At 59.3% G+C, this 19092-nt stretch carries 17 protein-coding genes; 12 read left to right on the forward strand and 5 right to left on the reverse strand.

Annotation, left to right across the window (positions count from 1 at the left end; translation table 11 throughout):
- Positions 1-453 precede the first annotated feature (453 nt).
- From Q0288_RS01740 to Q0288_RS01785, 10 genes are all read left to right on the forward strand, one after another.
- The gene (locus Q0288_RS01740) at positions 454-1176 is read left to right on the forward strand and encodes a PIG-L deacetylase family protein (protein ID WP_299426223.1); all 723 of its coding nucleotides are present in this window, start codon (positions 454-456) and stop codon (positions 1174-1176) included.
- 446 nt (positions 1177-1622) lie between these two features.
- Positions 1623-3038: an anthranilate synthase component I gene (trpE, locus tag Q0288_RS01745; RefSeq protein ID WP_299426226.1), complete on the forward strand. Its 1416-nt coding sequence runs from the start codon at positions 1623-1625 to the stop codon at positions 3036-3038.
- The gene (trpS, locus tag Q0288_RS01750) at positions 3035-4042 is read left to right on the forward strand and encodes a tryptophan--tRNA ligase (protein WP_299426229.1); all 1008 of its coding nucleotides are present in this window, start codon (positions 3035-3037) and stop codon (positions 4040-4042) included. The genes trpE and trpS overlap by 4 nt, the downstream gene beginning before the upstream one ends.
- Entirely contained in the window at positions 4039-4311 is a 273-nt protein-coding gene (locus Q0288_RS01755; protein ID WP_299426232.1) for a chorismate mutase, read from the forward strand. The genes trpS and Q0288_RS01755 overlap by 4 nt, the downstream gene beginning before the upstream one ends.
- Positions 4308-4886 carry an aminodeoxychorismate/anthranilate synthase component II gene (locus Q0288_RS01760; RefSeq protein WP_299426237.1) on the forward strand — a complete coding sequence of 193 codons (579 nt, stop codon included), beginning with the start codon at positions 4308-4310 and terminating at the stop codon, positions 4884-4886. The genes Q0288_RS01755 and Q0288_RS01760 overlap by 4 nt, the downstream gene beginning before the upstream one ends.
- A 39-nt stretch (positions 4887-4925) precedes the next feature.
- Entirely contained in the window at positions 4926-5762 is an 837-nt protein-coding gene (locus tag Q0288_RS01765; RefSeq protein ID WP_299426240.1) for a glycosyltransferase, read from the forward strand.
- The gene (locus Q0288_RS01770; protein WP_299426243.1) at positions 5759-6652 is read left to right on the forward strand and encodes a glycosyltransferase family 2 protein; all 894 of its coding nucleotides are present in this window, start codon (positions 5759-5761) and stop codon (positions 6650-6652) included. Before Q0288_RS01765 ends, Q0288_RS01770 begins: the two co-directional genes overlap by 4 nt.
- An 11-nt stretch (positions 6653-6663) precedes the next feature.
- Complete coding sequence (locus tag Q0288_RS01775; protein ID WP_299426246.1) at positions 6664-7503, forward strand: glycosyltransferase family 2 protein; 840 nt, start codon at positions 6664-6666, stop codon at positions 7501-7503.
- A gap of 54 nt (positions 7504-7557) precedes the next feature.
- Complete coding sequence (gene trpD, locus Q0288_RS01780; RefSeq protein ID WP_299426249.1) at positions 7558-8559, forward strand: anthranilate phosphoribosyltransferase; 1002 nt, start codon at positions 7558-7560, stop codon at positions 8557-8559.
- Entirely contained in the window at positions 8556-9704 is a 1149-nt protein-coding gene (locus Q0288_RS01785) for a lipid-A-disaccharide synthase-related protein (protein WP_299426252.1), read from the forward strand. Before trpD ends, Q0288_RS01785 begins: the two co-directional genes overlap by 4 nt.
- Here the strand turns inward: Q0288_RS01785 and Q0288_RS01790 are convergent.
- The gene (locus Q0288_RS01790) at positions 9694-10113 is read right to left on the reverse strand and encodes a hypothetical protein (RefSeq protein WP_299426257.1); all 420 of its coding nucleotides are present in this window, start codon (positions 10111-10113) and stop codon (positions 9694-9696) included. The genes Q0288_RS01785 and Q0288_RS01790 overlap by 11 nt on opposite strands.
- A 12-nt stretch (positions 10114-10125) precedes the next feature.
- On the reverse strand, positions 10126-11736 hold the full coding sequence (locus Q0288_RS01795) for an amidase family protein (protein ID WP_299426260.1): 1611 nt from the start codon (positions 11734-11736) through the stop codon (positions 10126-10128).
- A gap of 355 nt (positions 11737-12091) precedes the next feature.
- On the opposite strand from Q0288_RS01795, the gene Q0288_RS01800 reads away from it, so the two are divergent.
- Positions 12092-13009, forward strand: coding sequence for a hypothetical protein (locus tag Q0288_RS01800; protein ID WP_299426263.1), 918 nt, complete (start codon positions 12092-12094; stop codon positions 13007-13009).
- 536 nt (positions 13010-13545) lie between these two features.
- Positions 13546-15477: a DNA topoisomerase subunit B gene (locus Q0288_RS01805; RefSeq protein WP_299426266.1), complete on the forward strand. Its 1932-nt coding sequence runs from the start codon at positions 13546-13548 to the stop codon at positions 15475-15477.
- Positions 15478-15932: 455 nt separating this feature from the next.
- Here Q0288_RS01805 and Q0288_RS01810 read toward each other — a convergent pair whose 3' ends face one another.
- From Q0288_RS01810 to Q0288_RS01820, 3 genes are all read right to left on the reverse strand, one after another.
- Positions 15933-17450 carry an ABC transporter substrate-binding protein gene (locus Q0288_RS01810; protein WP_299426269.1) on the reverse strand — a complete coding sequence of 506 codons (1518 nt, stop codon included), beginning with the start codon at positions 17448-17450 and terminating at the stop codon, positions 15933-15935.
- 45 nt (positions 17451-17495) lie between these two features.
- Positions 17496-18362, reverse strand: coding sequence for an ABC transporter permease (locus Q0288_RS01815; protein WP_299426272.1), 867 nt, complete (start codon positions 18360-18362; stop codon positions 17496-17498).
- Positions 18363-18533: 171 nt separating this feature from the next.
- A partial coding sequence (locus tag Q0288_RS01820) for an ABC transporter permease (RefSeq protein ID WP_299426275.1) occupies positions 18534-19092 on the reverse strand: 559 nt, incomplete at its 5' end.

A 19092-nucleotide genomic window follows, 5' to 3' on the forward strand; every position in this document is an offset into this window, starting at 1 on the left:
GCGTTCACCCTGAGCCAGGATCAAACTCTCCATAAGTGTTCGCCGCGAGCGGCGAGACTTTGAGTCTGAGCTGCTAAGCTCAAAAGTTTTGACGTGGTAAAAAACCACGTTGTGGTCGTATTTATTTCCTAACCTGTGCTGTCAAGATTCTCGCTTCACCGTTCGGCGACGCAAAGAAAAGAGTATCAAATGCTTGTGGCTCTGTCAATAGGAGGGAACTACCGACACGTGAAAAAATGTGGGTGAAGTAGCCCCCCTTAACGGGAGAAGCGGGGAGGGGTGTGAGTGGAAGGCGAACAATCCTCTGTCTGGAAACGCGAAGACACGAGGCTATCGCCCCGAACCCCCACCCTTCCCTGCCCTTCAAGGGGGAGGAGCCAAACCAATTCTCGAGTATGATTCACGAGGTTCAGGGGAGTACTGGTGGGACGCGCTCTGGTTAGTATTAACAGCATGGACCTGCTGGTGGTGGTTCCGCATCCCGATGATGAAGTGTTTGGTGCTGGAGGGACGCTCATTCAATATGCCGACTGGGGCCTGGAGACCGGGGTGATAACCCTGACCAAAGGGGAGGCGGGGCGAACCCTGGGCCTGTGTGCACCCGAGGAGCTGGGGGATTTTCGTGCGCGGGAGTTAAGGCGTGCAGTGGAGATCCTCAAAGTGGGCCATTTTGAACTCCACGAGTTCCCCAACGGTCTGCCCAATGAAAGCGTGGAGGGGGAGGCTCGAGGGGAAGGTTTTACAACTCCCAACGGGGTGGCCGATCATCCTGAAATTGTGGATTTGCTGTTGTGGCGCCTCGAGGTGCTGCGCCCCAGGGCCATCATCACTTTTGCACCCAACGGCTCCAACCGCCACCCCGACCATGTGGCCACCCATCGGTTTGTGGTTGAAGCAGTTAGAAAATCGGAGCGGAGGATCAAACTGTTCTACTATGCTGCTCCCAAACCCCAACCGGAGTATGTGGAAGGCTGGTTGCCGCCCAACCATGTACGGCATTTGCCGATGGAGGTCTTGCTGCAAAAACTGCGTGCCATGGCCCAGCACCGTACCCAGGCGCTCTCGGTGCTGAACTTTATGAATCGCTTTGGCGAAAGACTGGCCAGCGAGACCTTCCACCTGGTCGGCTACGAGGGGCCAATTCAGTATGAGCTACTCTGGGATGCCAGACCGTAGACTGTTGGCTTGAGTGCCCCAGCCTCAACCGGCAAAACTACTCGAGACCGGACGCCAGTGATGCGACAAGCTTGCATTCACCTCCACACTGCCCAGGGGGTTCCGGATCTCCCCCGGCTTGACGGGTGAGGCCAGCAAAAGAGCCCCCTGGGAGATCACTTGGGAGTACAGGATTGAAAGACATTTGCTGTAAGCCCAGGAGCGGAGGTTGGGTTTGAGCCGGGTTTCTGCAACGGCTCAGGCAACCCGGTTATTATGGGGATCCATCCGCAATCCGCAAGAACCTTGCATTCTGGGACAGCATGGCCCAAACTAGAGGGGTAGTGGTACACTTCGCTTCCGTTCAAGGCTGGTGGTGGCCTGGCTAGTCCCGGGGCGGTAGTGGTCGGTACTCCTGGGGCTTTTTCTCAGGGGTTTTTTTGTTTCACTTTTTGAAGGAGAAGATAATGAGAGTGGCGGATCAGACAAAGCGCACCATCCCGGTCAGGAAGACCTTGCTGGCCGACCTCGAGACCCCCGTCTCGGCCTACCTCAAGCTCTCCGAAAAGACCAGCCCCAGTTTTCTGCTCGAGTCGGTGGAGGGGGGCAGGGCCTGGGCCAGGTGGAGCTTTGTGGGGGTAGGGGCCCGCAACGTGTGGCGGCTGAAGGAAGGGGTCTTTACCCTGAATGGGCAAGCCCGAAAGACCGCCGACCCGCTCCGCACGCTCTACCAGGCCATCCACCGGCCCATCCGGCCCGACCCCGATCTGCCCATTTTTTGGGGTGGCGCGGTAGGGTATGCCGCTTACGACCTGATCCGCTGCTACGAGAGACTTCCTAGCCTTAAGCCCGATCTGCTAAACATTCCCGACCTGCTGTTTGTCGAGCCCGAGGTGGTGGTGGTCTTCGACCAGTTCAAGCAACAGATGCACATCGTGGCCCCGGCGGCGGAGAGTGAAAAAGCCGAGGCTTTAGAGCGCATCGCCTGGGCTGAGAAGAAGCTCAATGGCCCGCTGCCGGGCGTACCGGGCGAAAGGGCTGGACGGCGCATGGAATTCACCCAGAACCTTTCCCAGGCCCAGTACGAGGGCATGGTGGAACAGGCCCTCGAGTACATCCGTGCCGGAGACATCTTCCAGGTGGTTCCGTCCCTGCGGATCTCGGCCCCGCTCAACACACATCCTTTTGCTGTCTACCGGGCCCTACGCTCGGTGAACCCCAGCCCCTACATGGGCTTCCTCGACCTCGGCGAGGTGACGCTGGTCTCGAGCAGCCCCGAAAGCCTGCTGCGCTCAGACGGACGCAAGGTGGTGACCAGGCCCATTGCCGGAACCCGCCGGCGCGGGCAGGATGCGTCCCAGGACCGCGCCCTGGCCGAAGAACTGCTCTCCGACGAAAAAGAGCGGGCCGAGCATGTGATGCTGGTAGACCTTTCCCGCAACGATCTGGGCCGGGTCTGCCGCTATGGCAGCGTGCGCCCCAGCCAGCTAATGGCGGTAGAGAACTACTCCCATGTGATGCACATTGTCTCTACGGTAGAAGGCGAGCTGCACGAGGATAAAACCCCCCTCGATGCGCTGGCCGCCGTGCTTCCCATGGGAACCGTCTCGGGAGCCCCCAAGATTCGGGCTATGGAAATTATAGAAGAACTCGAGCCCTCCCGCCGGGGGGCTTATGGTGGAAGCTTTGGCTACCTGGCCTACGACGGGCACATGGACGTGGCCCTGACGCTACGTACCATTGTGATAGCCAACGAGCAGATTCACATCCAGGCCGGGGCGGGCGTGGTCTACGACTCCAACCCCACCTCGGAGTACCAGGAGTGCCTTAGCAAGGCCCAGGCCATGCTCAAGGCGGTGCGGCTGGCGGAGGAGGGGCTGTGAAGAAGACTATCCTGACTGGAATTCGCCCTTCTGGACGCCTGCACATAGGACACTACTTCGGGATGCTCCAGCAAACCGCCGAACTACAGAAAGAGTTTGATACTTTCGTTATGATCGCCGACGTGCAGGCTCTCACCGATAACTTTCACCAGCCGCAAAAAGTGCGCGAGAGCGTGCTTGAGGTAGCCTACGACGCCATTGCTTCGGGCATAGACCCACAAAAATCCACCTTGTTTATTCAGTCGCTCATCCCGGAGATAGCCGAGCTTACGCTCTATTTTGGCAATCTGGTTACAATTTCGCGTTTGCAGCAGAACCCGACGGTCAAGACCGAGGTGGCCCAAAAACGCGATCTGTTTGGGCAGTCGGTCACCTGGGGTTTTCTGGGCTACCCCATTTCCCAAGCGGCAGACATCACCATCTTCGACGCAGACCTGGTTCCCGTGGGCGACGATCAGCTGCCGCAGGTGGAGCAGACCCGTGAAATCGTTCGAAAGTTCAACCAAATCTATGGCCAGACTTTGAAAGAACCGCAAGCCAGGGTCATCGAGCGTGCGCGGACACGAGGCCTGGACGGCAACGTTAAGATGAGCAAGAGCCTGAACAATGCGCTGTTCTTGTCGGACGATGCTGAAACAGTTACACGGAAAATCGGCAACGCCCTGACCGACCCCCTCAAGCTGCGACTGGGCGATGCGGGGCGGCCTGAGGTGTGTACGGTGTTCGAGCACCACAACTTGTTCAATCGGGCTAACCTAACGACTGTCGCTGCCGAGTGCCGTACTGGTGCTCGAGGCTGCGTGGCCTGTAAAGGCGAGCTTTCCCTCGAGGCCAATGCTTTTCTAGAGCCAGTCCGCCAGCGCCGCCTCGCACTCGAAGCCAATCGGCAGGAGATTCTTGAGCTATTGCAGGAGGGCACTCGTAAGGCTCGAGCGGTTGCAAGAGCAACTTTGCAGCGGGTAAAGGCAAAGATGTATCTGGATTACTCAGGAGGAGCGGTATGAGCAGCCTCGAGGAGATCCGTCTGCAAGTCAATGCCATAGATGCCCGGATCGTGGTCTTGCTGGCCCAACGGGCGCGGCTGGCGAAGGATGCAGCCCGGTTCAAGCAAAGCCGGGCGCAGATAGAGGCCAAAGACCGCCAGGAACAGATCATCCAGCATGTGCGGTATCTGGCCGAACACCAGGGCCTATCGCCCAATATAGCCGAACGAATCTACCGTACCATCCTGGCCGAGACGGTGGCGCTGGAAAAGCGGGAGGCAGGACTGTGAAACGCCTCCTGGTGGTTGACAACTACGACTCCTTCACCTACAACCTGGTGCAGTACCTGGGCGAACTTGGAGCCGAGGTCACGGTATGGCGCAACGACCAGTTTGGCCTCGAGGACATCCAAAGCTTCGGTCCGGATGGCATCGTGGTGAGCCCTGGGCCCTGCACCCCCAGGGAGGCGGGCCTTTCGGTTCCCCTGATTCAAAAGTATGCGCCCAGGTACCCCATTCTGGGCGTATGCTTAGGGCATCAGAGCATTGGCGAAGCCTTTGGGGCCAGGGTGCTGCGGCACAAGGTGATCGTGCATGGCAAGACCAGCCTCATCTCGCACGACGGTTCGGGGGTATTTGCGGGTATTCCGACGCCCTTCACCGCCACCCGCTACCACTCGCTGGTGGTGGAAGACCTGCCGGAGGAGCTAGAAGTCAACGCCTGGCTCGACGAGGCCGGGGGCCGCACCGTGATGGGCCTGCGCCACCGCCACTACCCCACCCACGGCGTGCAGTTTCACCCCGAGTCGGTTCTGACCGAGGGAGGCATGCGGATACTGAAGAATTTCCTGGAGATGTGCCGGTAGGCGTTTTTGCGAGCAACCTTCCGCTATAAGCTATCCACCATGATTTCGGTAATTGTTCCTACCCACAACCGCCGCGAACTGCTCGAGAAAAAACTGCGCGCTTTAGAGGCCCAGCAGGGCGATTTTGAGGTGATCGTGGTGGCCGATGGCTGCACCGACGATACCCAGCCATTCTTACGTGACTATCACCCAGGCTACGCCTTGCAGGTGCTGGAGACCGGCGATGGCTATGGCCGGGGCAGCGGGGCGGCGAATGCCCGCAACCAGGGGGCCAGGGCTGCCAGGGGCGACATTTTGCTCTTTTCCGACGATGATGTCATTCCTCTTCCAGGCTGGATCGCGGCACACCAGAAGGCCCATACGCAGCCCCGCACAGTTGTGGTAGGGCGATTGAAGCTCCCTCCCGAACTGCGCGGCACCGGGGCCGCCGAGCTGGCGGGGCCTAGGGTCTACTGGTGGCATGTGACCGGCAACAACACCTCGATGCCCAGAGCACTGTTCGACGAAGTGGGTGGCTATGACCCGGCCTTCAGCGCCTACGGCGGCGAGGACTCCGATCTGGGCTACCGGCTGATGAAGGCCGGGATGCGGCTGGTCTTTGTGCCGGACGCGGTGGCCGTTCACGAGGCCCTCGAGCACCGCACCAGGGCCATGCAAAAGGCGCGGCAGGCGGGCGCGGCCCACGTACAGGTCTGGAAGAAGCACGGCGACTCCCGCATCGCCTGGGCCCTGGGTGTAAACCCCACCCTGTTGGCGGTAAAGATGGCCCTACTGCCCAGCCTGAAGGGGCTGCTGGGAAGCAGGGGCGAGTACGAGCTGGCCTTCTGCTGGGGGGCCTGGGAGGCGCTGGAGGCCAGCAAGAACGTTCGAACATGATGGATTTCAGCGTTGTAATTCCCACCCATAACCGGGCCGAGCTGGTAGCCCGGACGGTGGCAGCATTTCTGGCGCAGGGGGATGCAGACTTTGAGCTGATCGTGGTGGACGATGGTTCTACCGACAACACGACCCGGAGGCTGCAACAAGTCAACGATGGGCGACTGCACCTTGTGCAGCAGGAGAACCGGGGCCTGGCAGCGGCGCGCAACGCAGGCTTTGCCCTGGCCCGGCGGCAGTATGTGCTCTTCAACGACGACGACATTATCCCGGAGCCAGGTTTTCTGGGGGCTCACCTCGAGTTGCACCGCCGATTTGCACATATTGCCGTCGTGAGTCGAACCCAGATCCCGGACTCGCTGGGACAAGACCCCTTTACCCGCTTTTGGCGGGCGCGGGCTGAGAACGGGGTGCGTGGTAAGTCCGATGCAGCCGCGCTGGATCGAGGCGGTTACTGGTTTGCCAGCCTCTCTGTGGAACGCGCCCATCTGCCTGCCGATCCCTTTGCCAGCTTTCCAGCTTATGGTTGGGAGGAACATGAATTGGGCCTGCGCCTGTGGAAACAGGGGATACGCCCCCGCCTGGCAACAAGGGCCAGGGCTGCCCATGAAGACCGCGTGAACCTTGAAGGAATGTTGACTAAATTCCGCAGCATGGGGCGCATGGCCTGGCAGTTTTACAGGATGCACCCAAGCCTCGAGGTGGCCCTCTGGACGGGCGCCAACCCTATTTCACTGATTTTCAAACGCTGGACTTACCCCTGGCCGAGGGCTGAGAAAATACTGCAAGAGCGCAACTGGGAGCAGGGCGAAGGGGCCGAGTCGGCCTACCGGTTTTTGCTCGAGGCGGCCTATACCCAGGGTTTGCTGGAAGGGCGGGGTGCATCTTGAGCGGGCCGCTGGTGTATATCCTGCTCCTCAACTACCGGGCCTGGCAGGATACGGTGTTGTGCCTGGGGGCGCTGGAGAGGCTCGAGTATGCCAACCGCCGGGTACTGGTGCTGGACAATGCTTCCGATAACGACTCAGTAGCCCAGATCAGGGCGGCTTTTCCGGCGACGGAGCTGGTGCAGCTTGGGCGCAATCTGGGTTTTGCAGGAGGGAACAATGTGGGAATAAGGCAGGCCCTGGACGAAGGGGCCGAGTACATCTGGCTGCTCAACCCGGATACCTTGCCTGAGGCGCGTGCGCTTTCGGCAATGGTAGAGCTGGCCAGGCAAGACGCCCAAATAGGGGCGGTTGGCTCGGTGCTCTACGAGATGGAAAATCCTCTACAGGTGCAGGCCTGGGGTGGGGGAGAGGTGGTGTTGCACTGGGGCTTAATTCGCTTGCTGACCCATGCGCAACAAGCGGCGCGTTTGAACTATATCAGCGGGGCCAGTCTGTTGCTGCGGCGGGCAGCTCTTGAGCGTGCGGGCCTGTTAGACGAGGGGTTTTTCATGTATGGCGAGGATGCCGATATGGGCTTGCGGCTGTTAAAAACCGGGTTCAAGCTGGCTGTGGCCTCGCAGTCGCGGGTCTTGCACAGGGGTGGTACTTCCTGGCATGGCTCTAGTCTGAATGCTGACGAACAATTTGCTGCCTACAACACCCGGCTTTTTCGCAAACACGCCCCCTGGCCCTGGCTGGCGGTGGCGGGCTATGGTGGGTTCTGGCTGGCGGAGTACAGCCTGCGCCGCCGCTGGGACAAGATCAAGGCCCTTGGGCGTGGGATCGCGCGGGGCTGGAGAATGCCGATATGAACGACCCCCAGGGTTTGCCAGACCGAGCAGCGCACCCGTACCATTGGAGGCAGTGTGGATGAGTTGAGAAAAGCCCTCTTGGCCGAACCCTTATCGCGAGCCGAAGCCCATGCGCTGATGAACCGAATCATGGCCGGTGAGCTAACCCCTACTCAGACTGCGGGGGTGCTGATGACCCTGCGCACCAGGGGCGAAACCACCGAGGAAATTGCTGGATTTGCCGCTGGGATGCGCGAAGCTGCCGTGCGGGTCGAAACCCGGCGGAAGCCGCTACTGGATATCGTCGGAACCGGTGGGGTCGCGCCGGATGCCTTCAACATCTCCACCACCACCTGTTTTGTGGTCGCAGCAGGGGGCGTGCCGGTTGCCAAGCACGGCAACCGGGCGGCCTCATCCAAGTCGGGTTCGTTTGACCTGATTGAGGCCCTGGGCATCAAAATTGACATTCCCATGGCCAGGGTGGCCGAAGCCATCGAAACTCTCGAGCTGGGGTTTTTGTTTGCCCGCAGCCACCACCCCGCCATGCGCCATGTGGCCCCGGTACGGGCCGAGCTGGGGGTGCGTACCGTGTTTAACCTGCTGGGGCCACTCACCAACCCGGCTTTTGCCACGCTCAATTTGGTGGGGGTGAGCAGTCCGGCTCTGTTAGAGCCCTTTGCTAAGGTGCTGCACAGCCTGGGCTCCGAGCGAGCCCTGGTGGTTCACGGCGAGGGTGTGGATGAGCTGGTCCTGGGCCAGAACCGGGTGGCCGAGCTGCGCGATGGGCAGATCCAGTTTTATACCCTGCGCCCTGAGGAAGTGGGACTTCCTTCCGCGCCCTACGAAACCATCAAGGGTGGAACCCCGCAGGAGAACGCCCAGACCGCCAGGGCTATTCTGGGTGGGCAGGACAAGACCCCCAAACGCGATGCAGTCTCGCTCAATGCGGGCGCGGCCTTCTATCTGGCGGGCAGAACCGGTAGCATTGCCGATGGCGTCATGCTTGCCAATCAACTACTGGACAGCGGGGCGGGACTCGAGGTGCTCGAGCGCCTGGTCAGACTCACCCAGGCATGAGGAAAATTGTCCTTATTTCCAACGGGCACGGCGAGGACATTATCGGTGCGGTGCTAGCTCAGGAACTGCAGGCGCTGGACTATGCGGTACAAGCGGTGCCGCTGGTGGGTCGGGGCCTGGCCTACGAAAAGACCGGCTTTGCGGTGTTGGGGCCACGTCTGGAGATGCCCTCGGGAGGCTTCGCCCTGCAGAGCCTGGCGGCTATCTGGGCCGATTTGAAAGCGGGCTGGGTCTCGATGAGCCTGGCTCAATACCGAGCAGTGCAGGCAGCAGCCCAGGATGCAGTGGCTACGCTGGTGGTGGGAGATGTCTACGCCCTTCTGGTGGGCTGTTCTTTCAGTCGGTCACCGCTTTTTCTGATGCAGTGCCGCTCCTCGCTTCGGGCCTGGCAGAAGGAGGGCTGGAGTCGGCCTTATAGTGCCCTTGAGCGCTTCTTTATGCGCCGGGCGGTGGAGGTTTATCCCCGCGAGCTCGAGGGGGAGCACTGGCTAAAGGCCCACGGCGTGGCTCATGCACGCTACCTGGGCAACCCCATGCTGGATGCGATGGAAGGGGCGCCGCTTGAGATTGAACCCCCCTACCTGCTGCTTCTGCCGGGTTCGCGCAGCGATGCCTACGAAAGCCTGCCTAAAATGCTCGAGGTAGCTCGCTTGCTCCGATCTACCGGCCTGACCCCGGTTGTGGCCTGGGCCGGCTTGCCTTTGGCGGCTGTGCCAGGATGGAACCTGAAAGCCACGGGTGCAGACTGGGGTCTCAGCCACTGCTTCCTACACTCCGATGGTACGGAAGTGTACCTGACCCAAAAAGCCTTCAAGACGGTTTTGTTGGGGGCCGCTGCTGGCATTTCCACCAGCGGTACTGCTGCCGAACAAGCCGCAGGTTTCGGGGTGTCGCTGGTGGGGTTTCCCACCGCAGGGCCACAGTACACCCGGGCCTTCGCCGCGCAGCAAAAGCGTCTGTTGGGCGAGGCCTTGATGCTGGTGGAACCTCACCCCGAAGCCATTGCTCAGGGAGTCCGGCGGTTTTTGGCCTCGCCTGAACTCCTCAAGCAAGCTAAAGCGGCTGGACAGGCGGCCATGGGAGTACCGGGGGCCGCCCAGCGAATTGCCGAAGAGATTCATCGGCGGTTGCAGGCTAGGGGTTAGGGCCTCTGGCAATCCCCGTCTCGATATACCGCCACCAGAGCAGTAAACCCACCAAACTGGCCCAGAAAAAATAAGGCCCCACCTGCTCGGGCGCTTTCTCCAGGCTTTTGCGGAACCAGCCCCCTGGTTCCAGCCCGCTCACAAACCAAACGATACCGGCGGTCATCAGGCCATAAATAGCGTGCAGCCAATTCACGCCCCCCATAAAGAGGACGCGCACCATCAGCTCAAAAACAAAGGCCACCACTGTAACCCCGGCAGTGAACTTAAAAAAACGCAGCTGCCTGGGCGAGGGCTCTTTAGCCAACAAGGGCAAGCATATCAATACCGAAAGCCCCAGCAGCAGCAGTACCAAGATGTTCAGCAGACCGCGCAGCCCGATGATGTAGACCGGAAAGGGGATATCCATGCCAGGCAAAGTTTACCGAAGGATGGGGGGCTTGTGGATATTCAGCCGCTCCGAGGCTGCCTGGGCCAGGCCGATGAGCATGGTATCTTGCAGGGCTCTGCCCACCAGCGAGGCTCCCACCGGCTCGCCGCTCTGGCGGTAACCTGCTGGAAAATTCACCACCGGGAAGCCCGAGGTGGAGGTGGGCAAGCTCAGGCTATTGCTCACCGTAAGAAGTACATCTAGACGGTGTTCTTGCATGAACCCGAGCAGCAAATCGCTTGCCTGCTGGCGGTTTTTGGCTACCAGGGCCTGGTACTCGGTTTCGGAGAGTGGGTGCGAAAGCGAAGTCTCGAGCAAATCCTGCCCGTAGAGTGCGGCCTCGGGATGCTGGCGGTTGTATTCGATCACGTCTGATAAGCCTTGAATGGAAGCCTGGGTGGCTTGTAGGTAAAGGGACAGGCCGCGCCGCATGCCCACATGGAGTACCGGCATCATCTCGATAGAACTGTCTGGAAAGTGCACTTTTACAACCTCTGCTCCCAGGCTGTTCAGGGCCTGTGCAGCCTGTTCCAGTGCCTCCTGGTCGCCGCTGCGCTGGTTGTGTTGAACCCAGCCGACTCGAGCAGGGAAGAGGGAGCGAGGCGGAAAGGGGGGGAAGACGAAATTCTGGGCGATCCTGGTTTCAATATCGTTTGGATCATGGCCTGTGATAACCGACATCAGCAACGCCAGATCGGTGGCATTTTTAGTCATCGGGCCGGCGGTGTCCTGAGCGGCGGTGATGGGGATGATGCGGTCGCGGCTGACCAGGCCCAGCGTGGGTTTGAGGGTATAGAGGCTGTTCTGAGCGGCGGGGTAGATCAGCGAACCCGAGGTCTCGGAACCGATGCCAGCCACGGCCAGATTGGCCGCTACTGCCGAGGCAGTACCGCTGCTGCTACCCCCCACGTCGAAAGGGCCGTAGGGATTGCGGGTATGGCCGCCCAGGGTACTGTAGCCATTGACCGACTGGCTGCTCATAAAGTTGGCCCACTCCGAAAGGTTGTTCTTGCCCAGAATCACCGCCCCTGCGGCCCGCAACTTCTGGACAATAAGAGCATCCTGGTCGGCAAGATGTTCAGCCAGCACCGCTGCGCCTACCGTGGTGTGCATGGGGCCAGCGGTGGAGATGTTGTCCTTAAGACAGAGGGGGATTCCGTGCAACGAACCGCGTATTTTCCCATGCTGGCGTTCCTGATCGCAGGTGCGGGCTTCCTCGAGAGCGGCAGGATTTAACTCCAGAAAAGCCCGCAATAGATCGTTGTAGCGCCGGATGCGCCACAAATAAAACAGCGTGAGCTGCTCGGAAGAGAGCCGTCCCGCCTGCATCTCGGTCTGGAGTTGGGCGATGGTGGTCTTCTGGGTGAGGGTTTGCAGGCGCTCGAGCGTAGCCTCGTCGAGCTGGGTCAGCGCAGCCTCAAAGGCGGTGAAATCCAGTTTTTGCCGCAATGGATAGGGACGCTCAGTAGTTTGTTCGGCTACCTGGCGCACCACAAAACTCTCCCAATCGCGCTTGTTTGGAGTCAGACGTTTTTCGGCAGCTTGACTCATCACCCACCACACTACCAGTCCTTCAGCCAGCAAAGCCAGGGCAGAGATCAAACCTAACCAGCGGGATACGGCGCATAGGCTGCTTTGAGGCACCGTATTCCAGAAAACAGGTCAGGTTTGATCCGACGATAAACACACGATAGCACACCTGGTATTTCTCCGGGTTTCAGGTGAGATTGACGAACGCTATATGGCCTTTTGTGGACTGCAAAAACGTGTTTCCAAGATCAAAGGCCAGTACCCCCAATTGGGGGTACTTAGTATATGAACTCCGTCCTGTGGAAGATAAATAGACCGGCGTAAGCAACGCATTTCCTGCGTAACGCCTCGGCTTCCCAAATATCACAAGGTACTCAAGAGAACCTGGCTAACCTTGTGTTTGGGTAGCCACCCCTTTGGGACTCCTATGCAAGAACTCCTTACAAACGCTCCTGATCACTGGCCCAAAGTTCGAGTCGAGGGTCTAATTGCCAGCACTGCCCCCGAGGTCAGGGCGGCCAATCGCCTGATGTTTGCTACCACTGTTGAAGCAATTTTCCGTAAGTCGGGCATTCAGGTGCTGGAAGCCGATGTGTTGCGCCTGACCCGGGAAGGGGTTTTGGAAATTCCACTGCGGGTGCGGGCCGAGGATGGTGAGTACGACCTGTTTTTCTACCCCGTGGCCGATGAAAAAGCAGCCGCGCATTATGTCTCGGTGTACGAACTGGCCCGGAAGTGGGGGCGCATCCGTCCGATTTTTTACAGTACCGATGATCTGCTGGCAATATACCCCGAAACCCTCGAATCGGTGACCCGTCGCGATCGGTTGTACATCCAGGCCGCGCTGAGCGCGCCTAAAGGGCAGTACGCGATGTGGTGGGCCGAGCAGATGGGCGAGCAGTTTCACTACAGCTCCACCTACGATCTTTTCGACCGTATCTACCGCGAGATTAATGGTCTCGAGATGCGGGCTTTTGCCCTGGTTCTGCGTGAGCTGGGCATGATCGAAGAGGAGTATGAGTTCACTGCCTCTACCTTCTCCGATAGTACCGTGGAAATCCCGGTGGAAGGCCCCGAGGGGGTGCCCATCATCATCTCGTTTTCGCAGCATCGGGGGGTGCGCTTTCACTTTCATATGGGTCGCGCCAGTGCCGAGTACCGCGATCTGTTCTTGAACCTGTTTTTGCTGCGGGTCAGGCTCTGGCGGCGGGATGCCGACCTCGAGCAGATCAAGCGCCTCGATAGCCCCTCCTATATCTGGTGGCGCGAGCTGGGCAAGCGCCTGCGCCTGAGTACGAGCTCGAGTGAGCATGCCATCAGCGCAGTAGGTTCGGTCAAGCGATAATTTCAAGGGGCATAGCAGCTTGCTACATCCACACTGGGCAGCCTGAGGACTCCTGGGCGTTCGTTGTTGCCGCCCATGGCTTGCAGCTCAATGTCCATGGGTAGATTTGGCGGGGGTTGGGCTGGGGGATTGCGCGTGCCGTGGGTGTGGGGTTGAGGGTGTTGAGGATCATGAAAAGCTTCGCCTCGCCTGCGATCCGGGAGTTGACCCGCAGGCCGGCGGGCGGGGCGCTCAAGTCGGCAAGGTTGACTTACTTGGTCTCCCAAAGCCTGCGCGGTTTTCTGAGGATTGCAGTAAAAAACAATCCCCCTCAATTCGCCTCTATCGGAATTAGAACTGAGATCACGATTTACAGTTGTTTATAAAAGCCTTTCCAGGGCGAGCAAAAGTGCTAGCTTGTGGCCCAATTAAGGCTTTTTTATCACTTTAAGACCCTCCAAATTGTTTTCGATTAATCCATCCTGGAGCCTATTTTCGTTTACTTTTACCTCGACTGTAAGTATTATGTAAATAGCGAAATATGTTATACTACTCAAGTGAGCACTGAAATCACTGCCAACTACGACGCATCTGCCATTAAGGTTCTAAAAGGCCTGGAAGGGGTTCGCCACCGCCCCGCCATGTACATTGGCGGCACCCAGGCCGATGGGTACCACCACCTCTTCAAAGAGATTCTCGACAACTCCGTAGACGAAGCCCTGGCGGGATTTGCTACCGAGATCGTAACCACCCTCAACCGGGATGGCTCCATTACCCTCGAGGACAACGGACGCGGGGTTCCGGTGGACATCATGCCGGAGGAAAAGAAGCCAGCCGTTGAGGTAATCTATACCGTTCTGCACGCGGGAGGTAAGTTCGAAGAAGGAGCCTACAAGGTTTCGGGCGGCCTGCACGGGGTAGGGGCCAGTGTGGTTAATGCCCTGGCCGAGTACACCCGCGTGGAAGTCTTTCGCGATGGTAAACACTATCTGATCGAGTTCAGCCGTGGCGATGTCGCCAAGCCTCTGCATGTACTGGGTAATGCCCTCAAGGGCAAGCGGGGGACCCGGGTGACTTTCATGCCCGACCCCCAAATTTTCGGCAGCGAACAGAAGTTTGAGGCCACCCGCCTACGGGTGCGGCTGCGCGAGGTCTCCTTCCTGGTAGCCGGCCTAAGGCTGGTTTTCAAGGATGAAGTTCACAAGAAGGAAGAGGTTTTTTACGACAAGGGTGGGGTGGGTTCCTTCGCAAAGTATCGTGCCGATGGCGAGGAACTGCTCTACGACAGGCCGGTGCTGCTGCAAGGCCAGGTCGAGACGGTGGGGGTGGATGTGGGCCTGGTGCACACCAAGGGCTACAGCCCCAACCTGGTTAGCTTCGCCAACATGATCCCCACCGTGGATGGCGGCACCCATATCTCGGGGTTCAAGACTGCCTATACCAGGGCCATCAATGCTTATGCCAGGAAGGCCGGTCTGGTCAAGGATCTGGAACCGACCGGCGACGATCTGCTCGAAGGGGTCTCGGCAGTCATCTCCATCAAGATTCCCCAGCCACAGTTCGAGGGTCAGACCAAGGGCAAGCTTTTGAACCCCGAGGCCGGCACCGCCGTCAGCAAGATCGTCTACGAGAAGTTTTCCGAGTACCTGGAAGAGAACCCCCGCATCGCCAAAACGATCTACGAAAAAGCCCTGCGGGCTGCCCAGGCCCGTGAGGCGGCCCGCAAGGCCCGCGACCTGATCCGTCGCGCCAACCCCCTCGAGTCCGACGACCTGCCGGGCAAGCTGTCCGACTGCCAGTCCGAAGAGCCTGCCGAGACCGAGCTATTTATCGTGGAGGGAGACTCCGCAGGGGGCAGCGCCAAGGGTGGGCGTGACAGGCGCTTCCAGGCCATTCTGCCCCTGCGCGGCAAGATTTTGAACGTCGAAAAAGCCGGCCTCAACAAAGCCCTCAAAAATGCCGAAGTGCGGGCCATGGTGGCTGCAATTGGCGCAGGCATCGGGGGCAAGGACAACGAAGAAGCTCATTTCAACCTCGAACACCTGCGCTACCACAAGATCATCATCATGACCGATGCCGATGTAGACGGCTCGCACATCCGCACCCTGCTACTGACTTTTTTCTACCGTTATATGCGCCCCATTATCGAGCAGGGCTACCTCTATGTGGCCCAGCCCCCGCTCTATGGTCTTAAGGTAGGCAAGAGCAAGAACGTTGAGTATATCTTCAACGATGAGGCCCTCAAGAAAGCCCTGGCCAGTATTGGCGACAAGCCCTACGAAATCCAGCGCTTCAAGGGCCTGGGCGAGATGAATGCCGACCAACTCTGGGAGACCACCATGGATCCCACCAAGCGCGTATTGAAAAAAGTGGACATGAAGGATGCTTCCTACGCCGCACAAATCTTCGACGACCTGATGGGCTCCGATGTACAGCCTCGCCGCGAGTTTATCGAGGAGAATGCCCGCTACGCACAGATTGAAATTTAGCCTTGCAGAAGGGTTTTGTCAGGGGTAATTTCTGAAGATCAGGCGATGTTCGTCAGGATCCTGGATAGTGAATTGAAGAATACTGCTGGTTCTGCGCTCGAGCGCCTGTGATATTGGAGCTGATGCTTCCCTACATAACTTGTATAGAGCTTCGATCATTTGACCAGCTATTAGATAGATAGCATGACGGGTATGACTGCTTCTTTGAAGCCTAGTGAATGCTGGCTTTTACACCGCTGCCCATGCCGAGGAAAACAGCAACGGAAAATGGGGAGAGCCTGGGACGAAATCATTTGCGAGGCTGGGTTCAAATAACGCATATCGGGCCAGGTTCGCTGGCTGGTAGTCAGTAGCCACACCCGTATGTATGCCGAGTTCGATGGAGTGACCGACCTGCTCGGGAAACCCCTAAACAAAAAAGGCGAACCCGAAGGTTCGCCAGCGGATAAAAGTGGCTATTGCAGCCAGGTGTAACGGAAGGCCAGGTAGCTGGTGTTGGGGAAGTGCAAGAAGCCCTGCACGCGGCGGTTCATGGCCGAGTACTGGGCGGAGTGGAAGAGGAAGACCATAGGGCTGTCCTGCAAGACCAGTTCCTGCACCTGGGTGTAGATGCGCTGTCGCTCGGCCTGGCTGGCTACCCGGCGGCCCTGCTCCAGAAGCTGGGTTACGCGGTCGTTGCGGTACTTTGAGAGGTTCAGGGCCGAGGAGGGGTGGAAGGTGTTGAAGAGGTAGTCATCGGGATCAACCTGGCCCGAGGTGCCCAGCAGGGTCACATCGAACTCGCTGCGCAGGGCTTTGGGCAGGTAGACGCTCCAGTCCTCGGCCTGGATGTTGACGCGGATGCCCACTTCTGCCAGGTTATCGCGGATGACATCGGCGGGAGTTCGCAGGAAGTCGTAGGTGGAGGTGACATAGAGGTTCATGGTGAAACCACTCCCCAACCCTGCTTCAGCCAGGAGCCTTCTGGCTTCAGCCAGGTTGCGGGTGTTGTAGGGGCTGTTCGTAAAGGCGAAAGCCCCGGAGGGAATGGTGGTGCCTCTGGCCACGATGCCCCCGGTGCCAAAGAGAGCCAGATCCACGATGGCCCTTCGGTCAATCGCAAAGGCAATGGCCTGGCGCACTTTGGGATTGTTGTAAGGTTCTCTGGTCGTGTTGAAGTAGAGCGCCCGGAAGTTGGCCGAGGGGCCGCCTACCACGGTCAGGTTGCGGTCGCGCCGGAGAGTGGTCACATCGGCGGCAGTCACGTACTCGATCCAGTCCACGGCTCCGGCCCGCAGTGCGGTGGAGCGGGCGGCAGGGTCGGGATAGAAGGTGTAAGTAATGCCATCCAGATAGGGCAGTTGGGTGCCCTGGTTATCTTTTTGCCAGTATTTATCCCACCTGCGAACCACCAGGCGGGTCTGGGGGATGTACTCCACAAACCGGAAAGGCCCCGTCCCGATTACAGCCTTGTTGAGATCGTTGCCATTTTCCCGGGTCACTCTTTCCGAAACCACCACGTTGGTGCTGAAAGCCAGCTTGGCCAGCAGGGGAGTGAAGGGCTGGGAAAGGGTCATGACCACCGTGCTGTCGTTGGGTGCAGTTATCGAGCGCACCACCGCGAAGTCGTTGACCCGGGGGCTTCTGGTGGCAGGGTCTTTGATACGGTTGATGGAGAAGGCCACGTCGGAAGCCTTGAGGGGATCGCCGTTGTGGAAAGTTACACCAGGACGCAGCCGGAACGTCCAGGTCAGGCCGTTGGGCGAAACCGTCCAGGACTGGGCCAGACCCGGCACGATCCGGCCCCGGCTATCCAGCATCACCACGGTGTCGTAGATATTCTCCAGCACATTGCGGCTGGCGGTAGCATTGGTGGTGTGGGGGTCAAGCCCCACCGGGTCGGTCTGCATTCCGGCACGCAGAATGCCCCCCGACTTTTGCGCCAGCGATACCGTGGCTAGAGCCAGAACCAGCAGAACCATCAGTTTCTTCATCACGCCTCCTTGTGTAATAAGAGATTATACCGACAAATGGCACTTTTACCGTTGCCGCAGCCGGGGATCGAGGGCGTCGCGCAGGCCATCGCCCAGCAGGTTGAAACCCAGCACCATCAGAACAATGGCGCACCCCGGAACAATTGAGCCCCAGGAGGAAAGCGAGAGGAAGGCCCGACCCTCCGAGACCATCGAACCCAGGGCAGGAAAAGGGGGTTGAATACCCAGCCCCAGAAACGATAAGGCAGCTTCGGCCAGTACCGCATAGGCCAGTCGCAGGGTTACTTCAACAATCAGCGGGGCGGCGGCATTGGGCAGGATCGTATGGAAAATCATCCGCCCATCCGAAGCGCCCATGGCCCGCCCGGCTTCAACATACAGTTCTTCCCGTACCGTCAGAACCGCGGCCCTGGCTACCCGGATAAAGGGCCCCACAAACACCACCGAGATCGCCAAGACCAGGTTGATAAAGCCACCTCCGAGAAAAGCCAGGAAAGCGATGGCCAGCAAGATGGCGGGATAGGCGATCAGGATGTCGGCCAGGCGGGAAACCACCAGATCGAACCAGCCGCGAAAATACCCGGCTAGCAGGCCCAGCGTTCCGCCGACCAGCAGCCCGGCCAGTACCGAGACCATTGCCACCGAGAGTGAGAATCGAGCGCCATACAGCACCCTCGAGAGCAGATCGCGCCCGAACTGGTCGGTGCCCAGCCAGTGTTCCGCCGTGGGGCCGCTGAGGCGGTTTGGGGGGTCGAACTTGAGGGGATCCCAGGGTGCAACCACCGGTGCCAGCAGCGCCCCCAGCAGCACAATCAGGGTGATGATTCCGCCGATGACCGCAGAGCGGTTGCGGATCAGGGATTTCCAGATCAGAGCCGATGCAGAGGAACTGGTAGAAGTCTGGGTGGTCATGCACATCCTCCGCTGGTGACTTTGGGTAGAGAGAGTAGATCTGACCGGATGGGCGGGCAAGGCCAGAAAGCAGCAGCATAAACAGGTTTCACTGGATGGAACGTATGGACTTCGACAAAGCACCACCCGGCCACAACTTTTAGCCGCTCACTCCCGGCCAGGGGTACAGAGCTACTCATAGCGAATCCTCGGATCAATCAGGGAGTAGAGCAAGTCCACTATCAGGTTGACCAGTACGGCGGTGGTGGCTACAAACAAAACTGTGCCCTGCACCACCGGGTAGTCGCGCAGGTTGATGCCCTCGAGGGCAAAGCGCCCCACGCCGGGCAGGCTGAAGACCTGTTCGATAATGACGGCCCCACCCAGCAACGAGCCGAACTGGATACCGATGACGGTGATGACCGGAATCAGGGCATTGCGCAGGGCATGGTGAAAGATAACCACCCGTTCGCCCAGCCCCTTAGCCCGGGCGGTGCGGATGTAGTCACGCGAAAGCACCTCGAGCATCGAGCTACGCAGGATGCGGGTGACCGCACCGGCCAGAATCAGACCCAGCGAAAGGGCGGGCAGAACCATATGCCGGATATTTTCGCTGGGATTTTCGGTGAAGGGAATATAGCCTGCAGGCGGCAGCCAGCCCAGAGCCAGGGCAAAGAGCAAAATGAGCAAGAGCGCCAGGAAGAACCCTGGCACCGACAAGCCCAGAATGGCAAAAAGCGAGGCAAAGTAG

Source organism: uncultured Meiothermus sp. (assembly GCF_937863175.1).
Taxonomy (GTDB): domain Bacteria; phylum Deinococcota; class Deinococci; order Deinococcales; family Thermaceae; genus Meiothermus.

Bases quoted from the DNA above. Each gene is read 5' to 3' on its own strand.
- Q0288_RS01785 (WP_299426252.1), top strand. From the start codon at position 8,556: ATGAGGAAAATTGTCCTTATTTCCAACGGGCACGGCGAGGACATTATC.
- Q0288_RS01815 (WP_299426272.1), bottom strand. From the start codon at position 18,362: ATGACCACCCAGACTTCTACCAGTTCCTCTGCATCGGCTCTGATCTGG.
- Q0288_RS01800 (WP_299426263.1), top strand. From the start codon at position 12,092: ATGCAAGAACTCCTTACAAACGCTCCTGATCACTGGCCCAAAGTTCGA.
- Q0288_RS01810 (WP_299426269.1), bottom strand. From the start codon at position 17,450: ATGAAGAAACTGATGGTTCTGCTGGTTCTGGCTCTAGCCACGGTATCG.
- Q0288_RS01765 (WP_299426240.1), top strand. From the start codon at position 4,926: ATGATTTCGGTAATTGTTCCTACCCACAACCGCCGCGAACTGCTCGAG.
- Q0288_RS01770 (WP_299426243.1), top strand. From the start codon at position 5,759: ATGATGGATTTCAGCGTTGTAATTCCCACCCATAACCGGGCCGAGCTG.
- Q0288_RS01755 (WP_299426232.1), top strand. From the start codon at position 4,039: ATGAGCAGCCTCGAGGAGATCCGTCTGCAAGTCAATGCCATAGATGCC.
- Q0288_RS01740 (WP_299426223.1), top strand. From the start codon at position 454: ATGGACCTGCTGGTGGTGGTTCCGCATCCCGATGATGAAGTGTTTGGT.
- trpE (WP_299426226.1), top strand. From the start codon at position 1,623: ATGAGAGTGGCGGATCAGACAAAGCGCACCATCCCGGTCAGGAAGACC.
- Q0288_RS01790 (WP_299426257.1), bottom strand. From the start codon at position 10,113: ATGGATATCCCCTTTCCGGTCTACATCATCGGGCTGCGCGGTCTGCTG.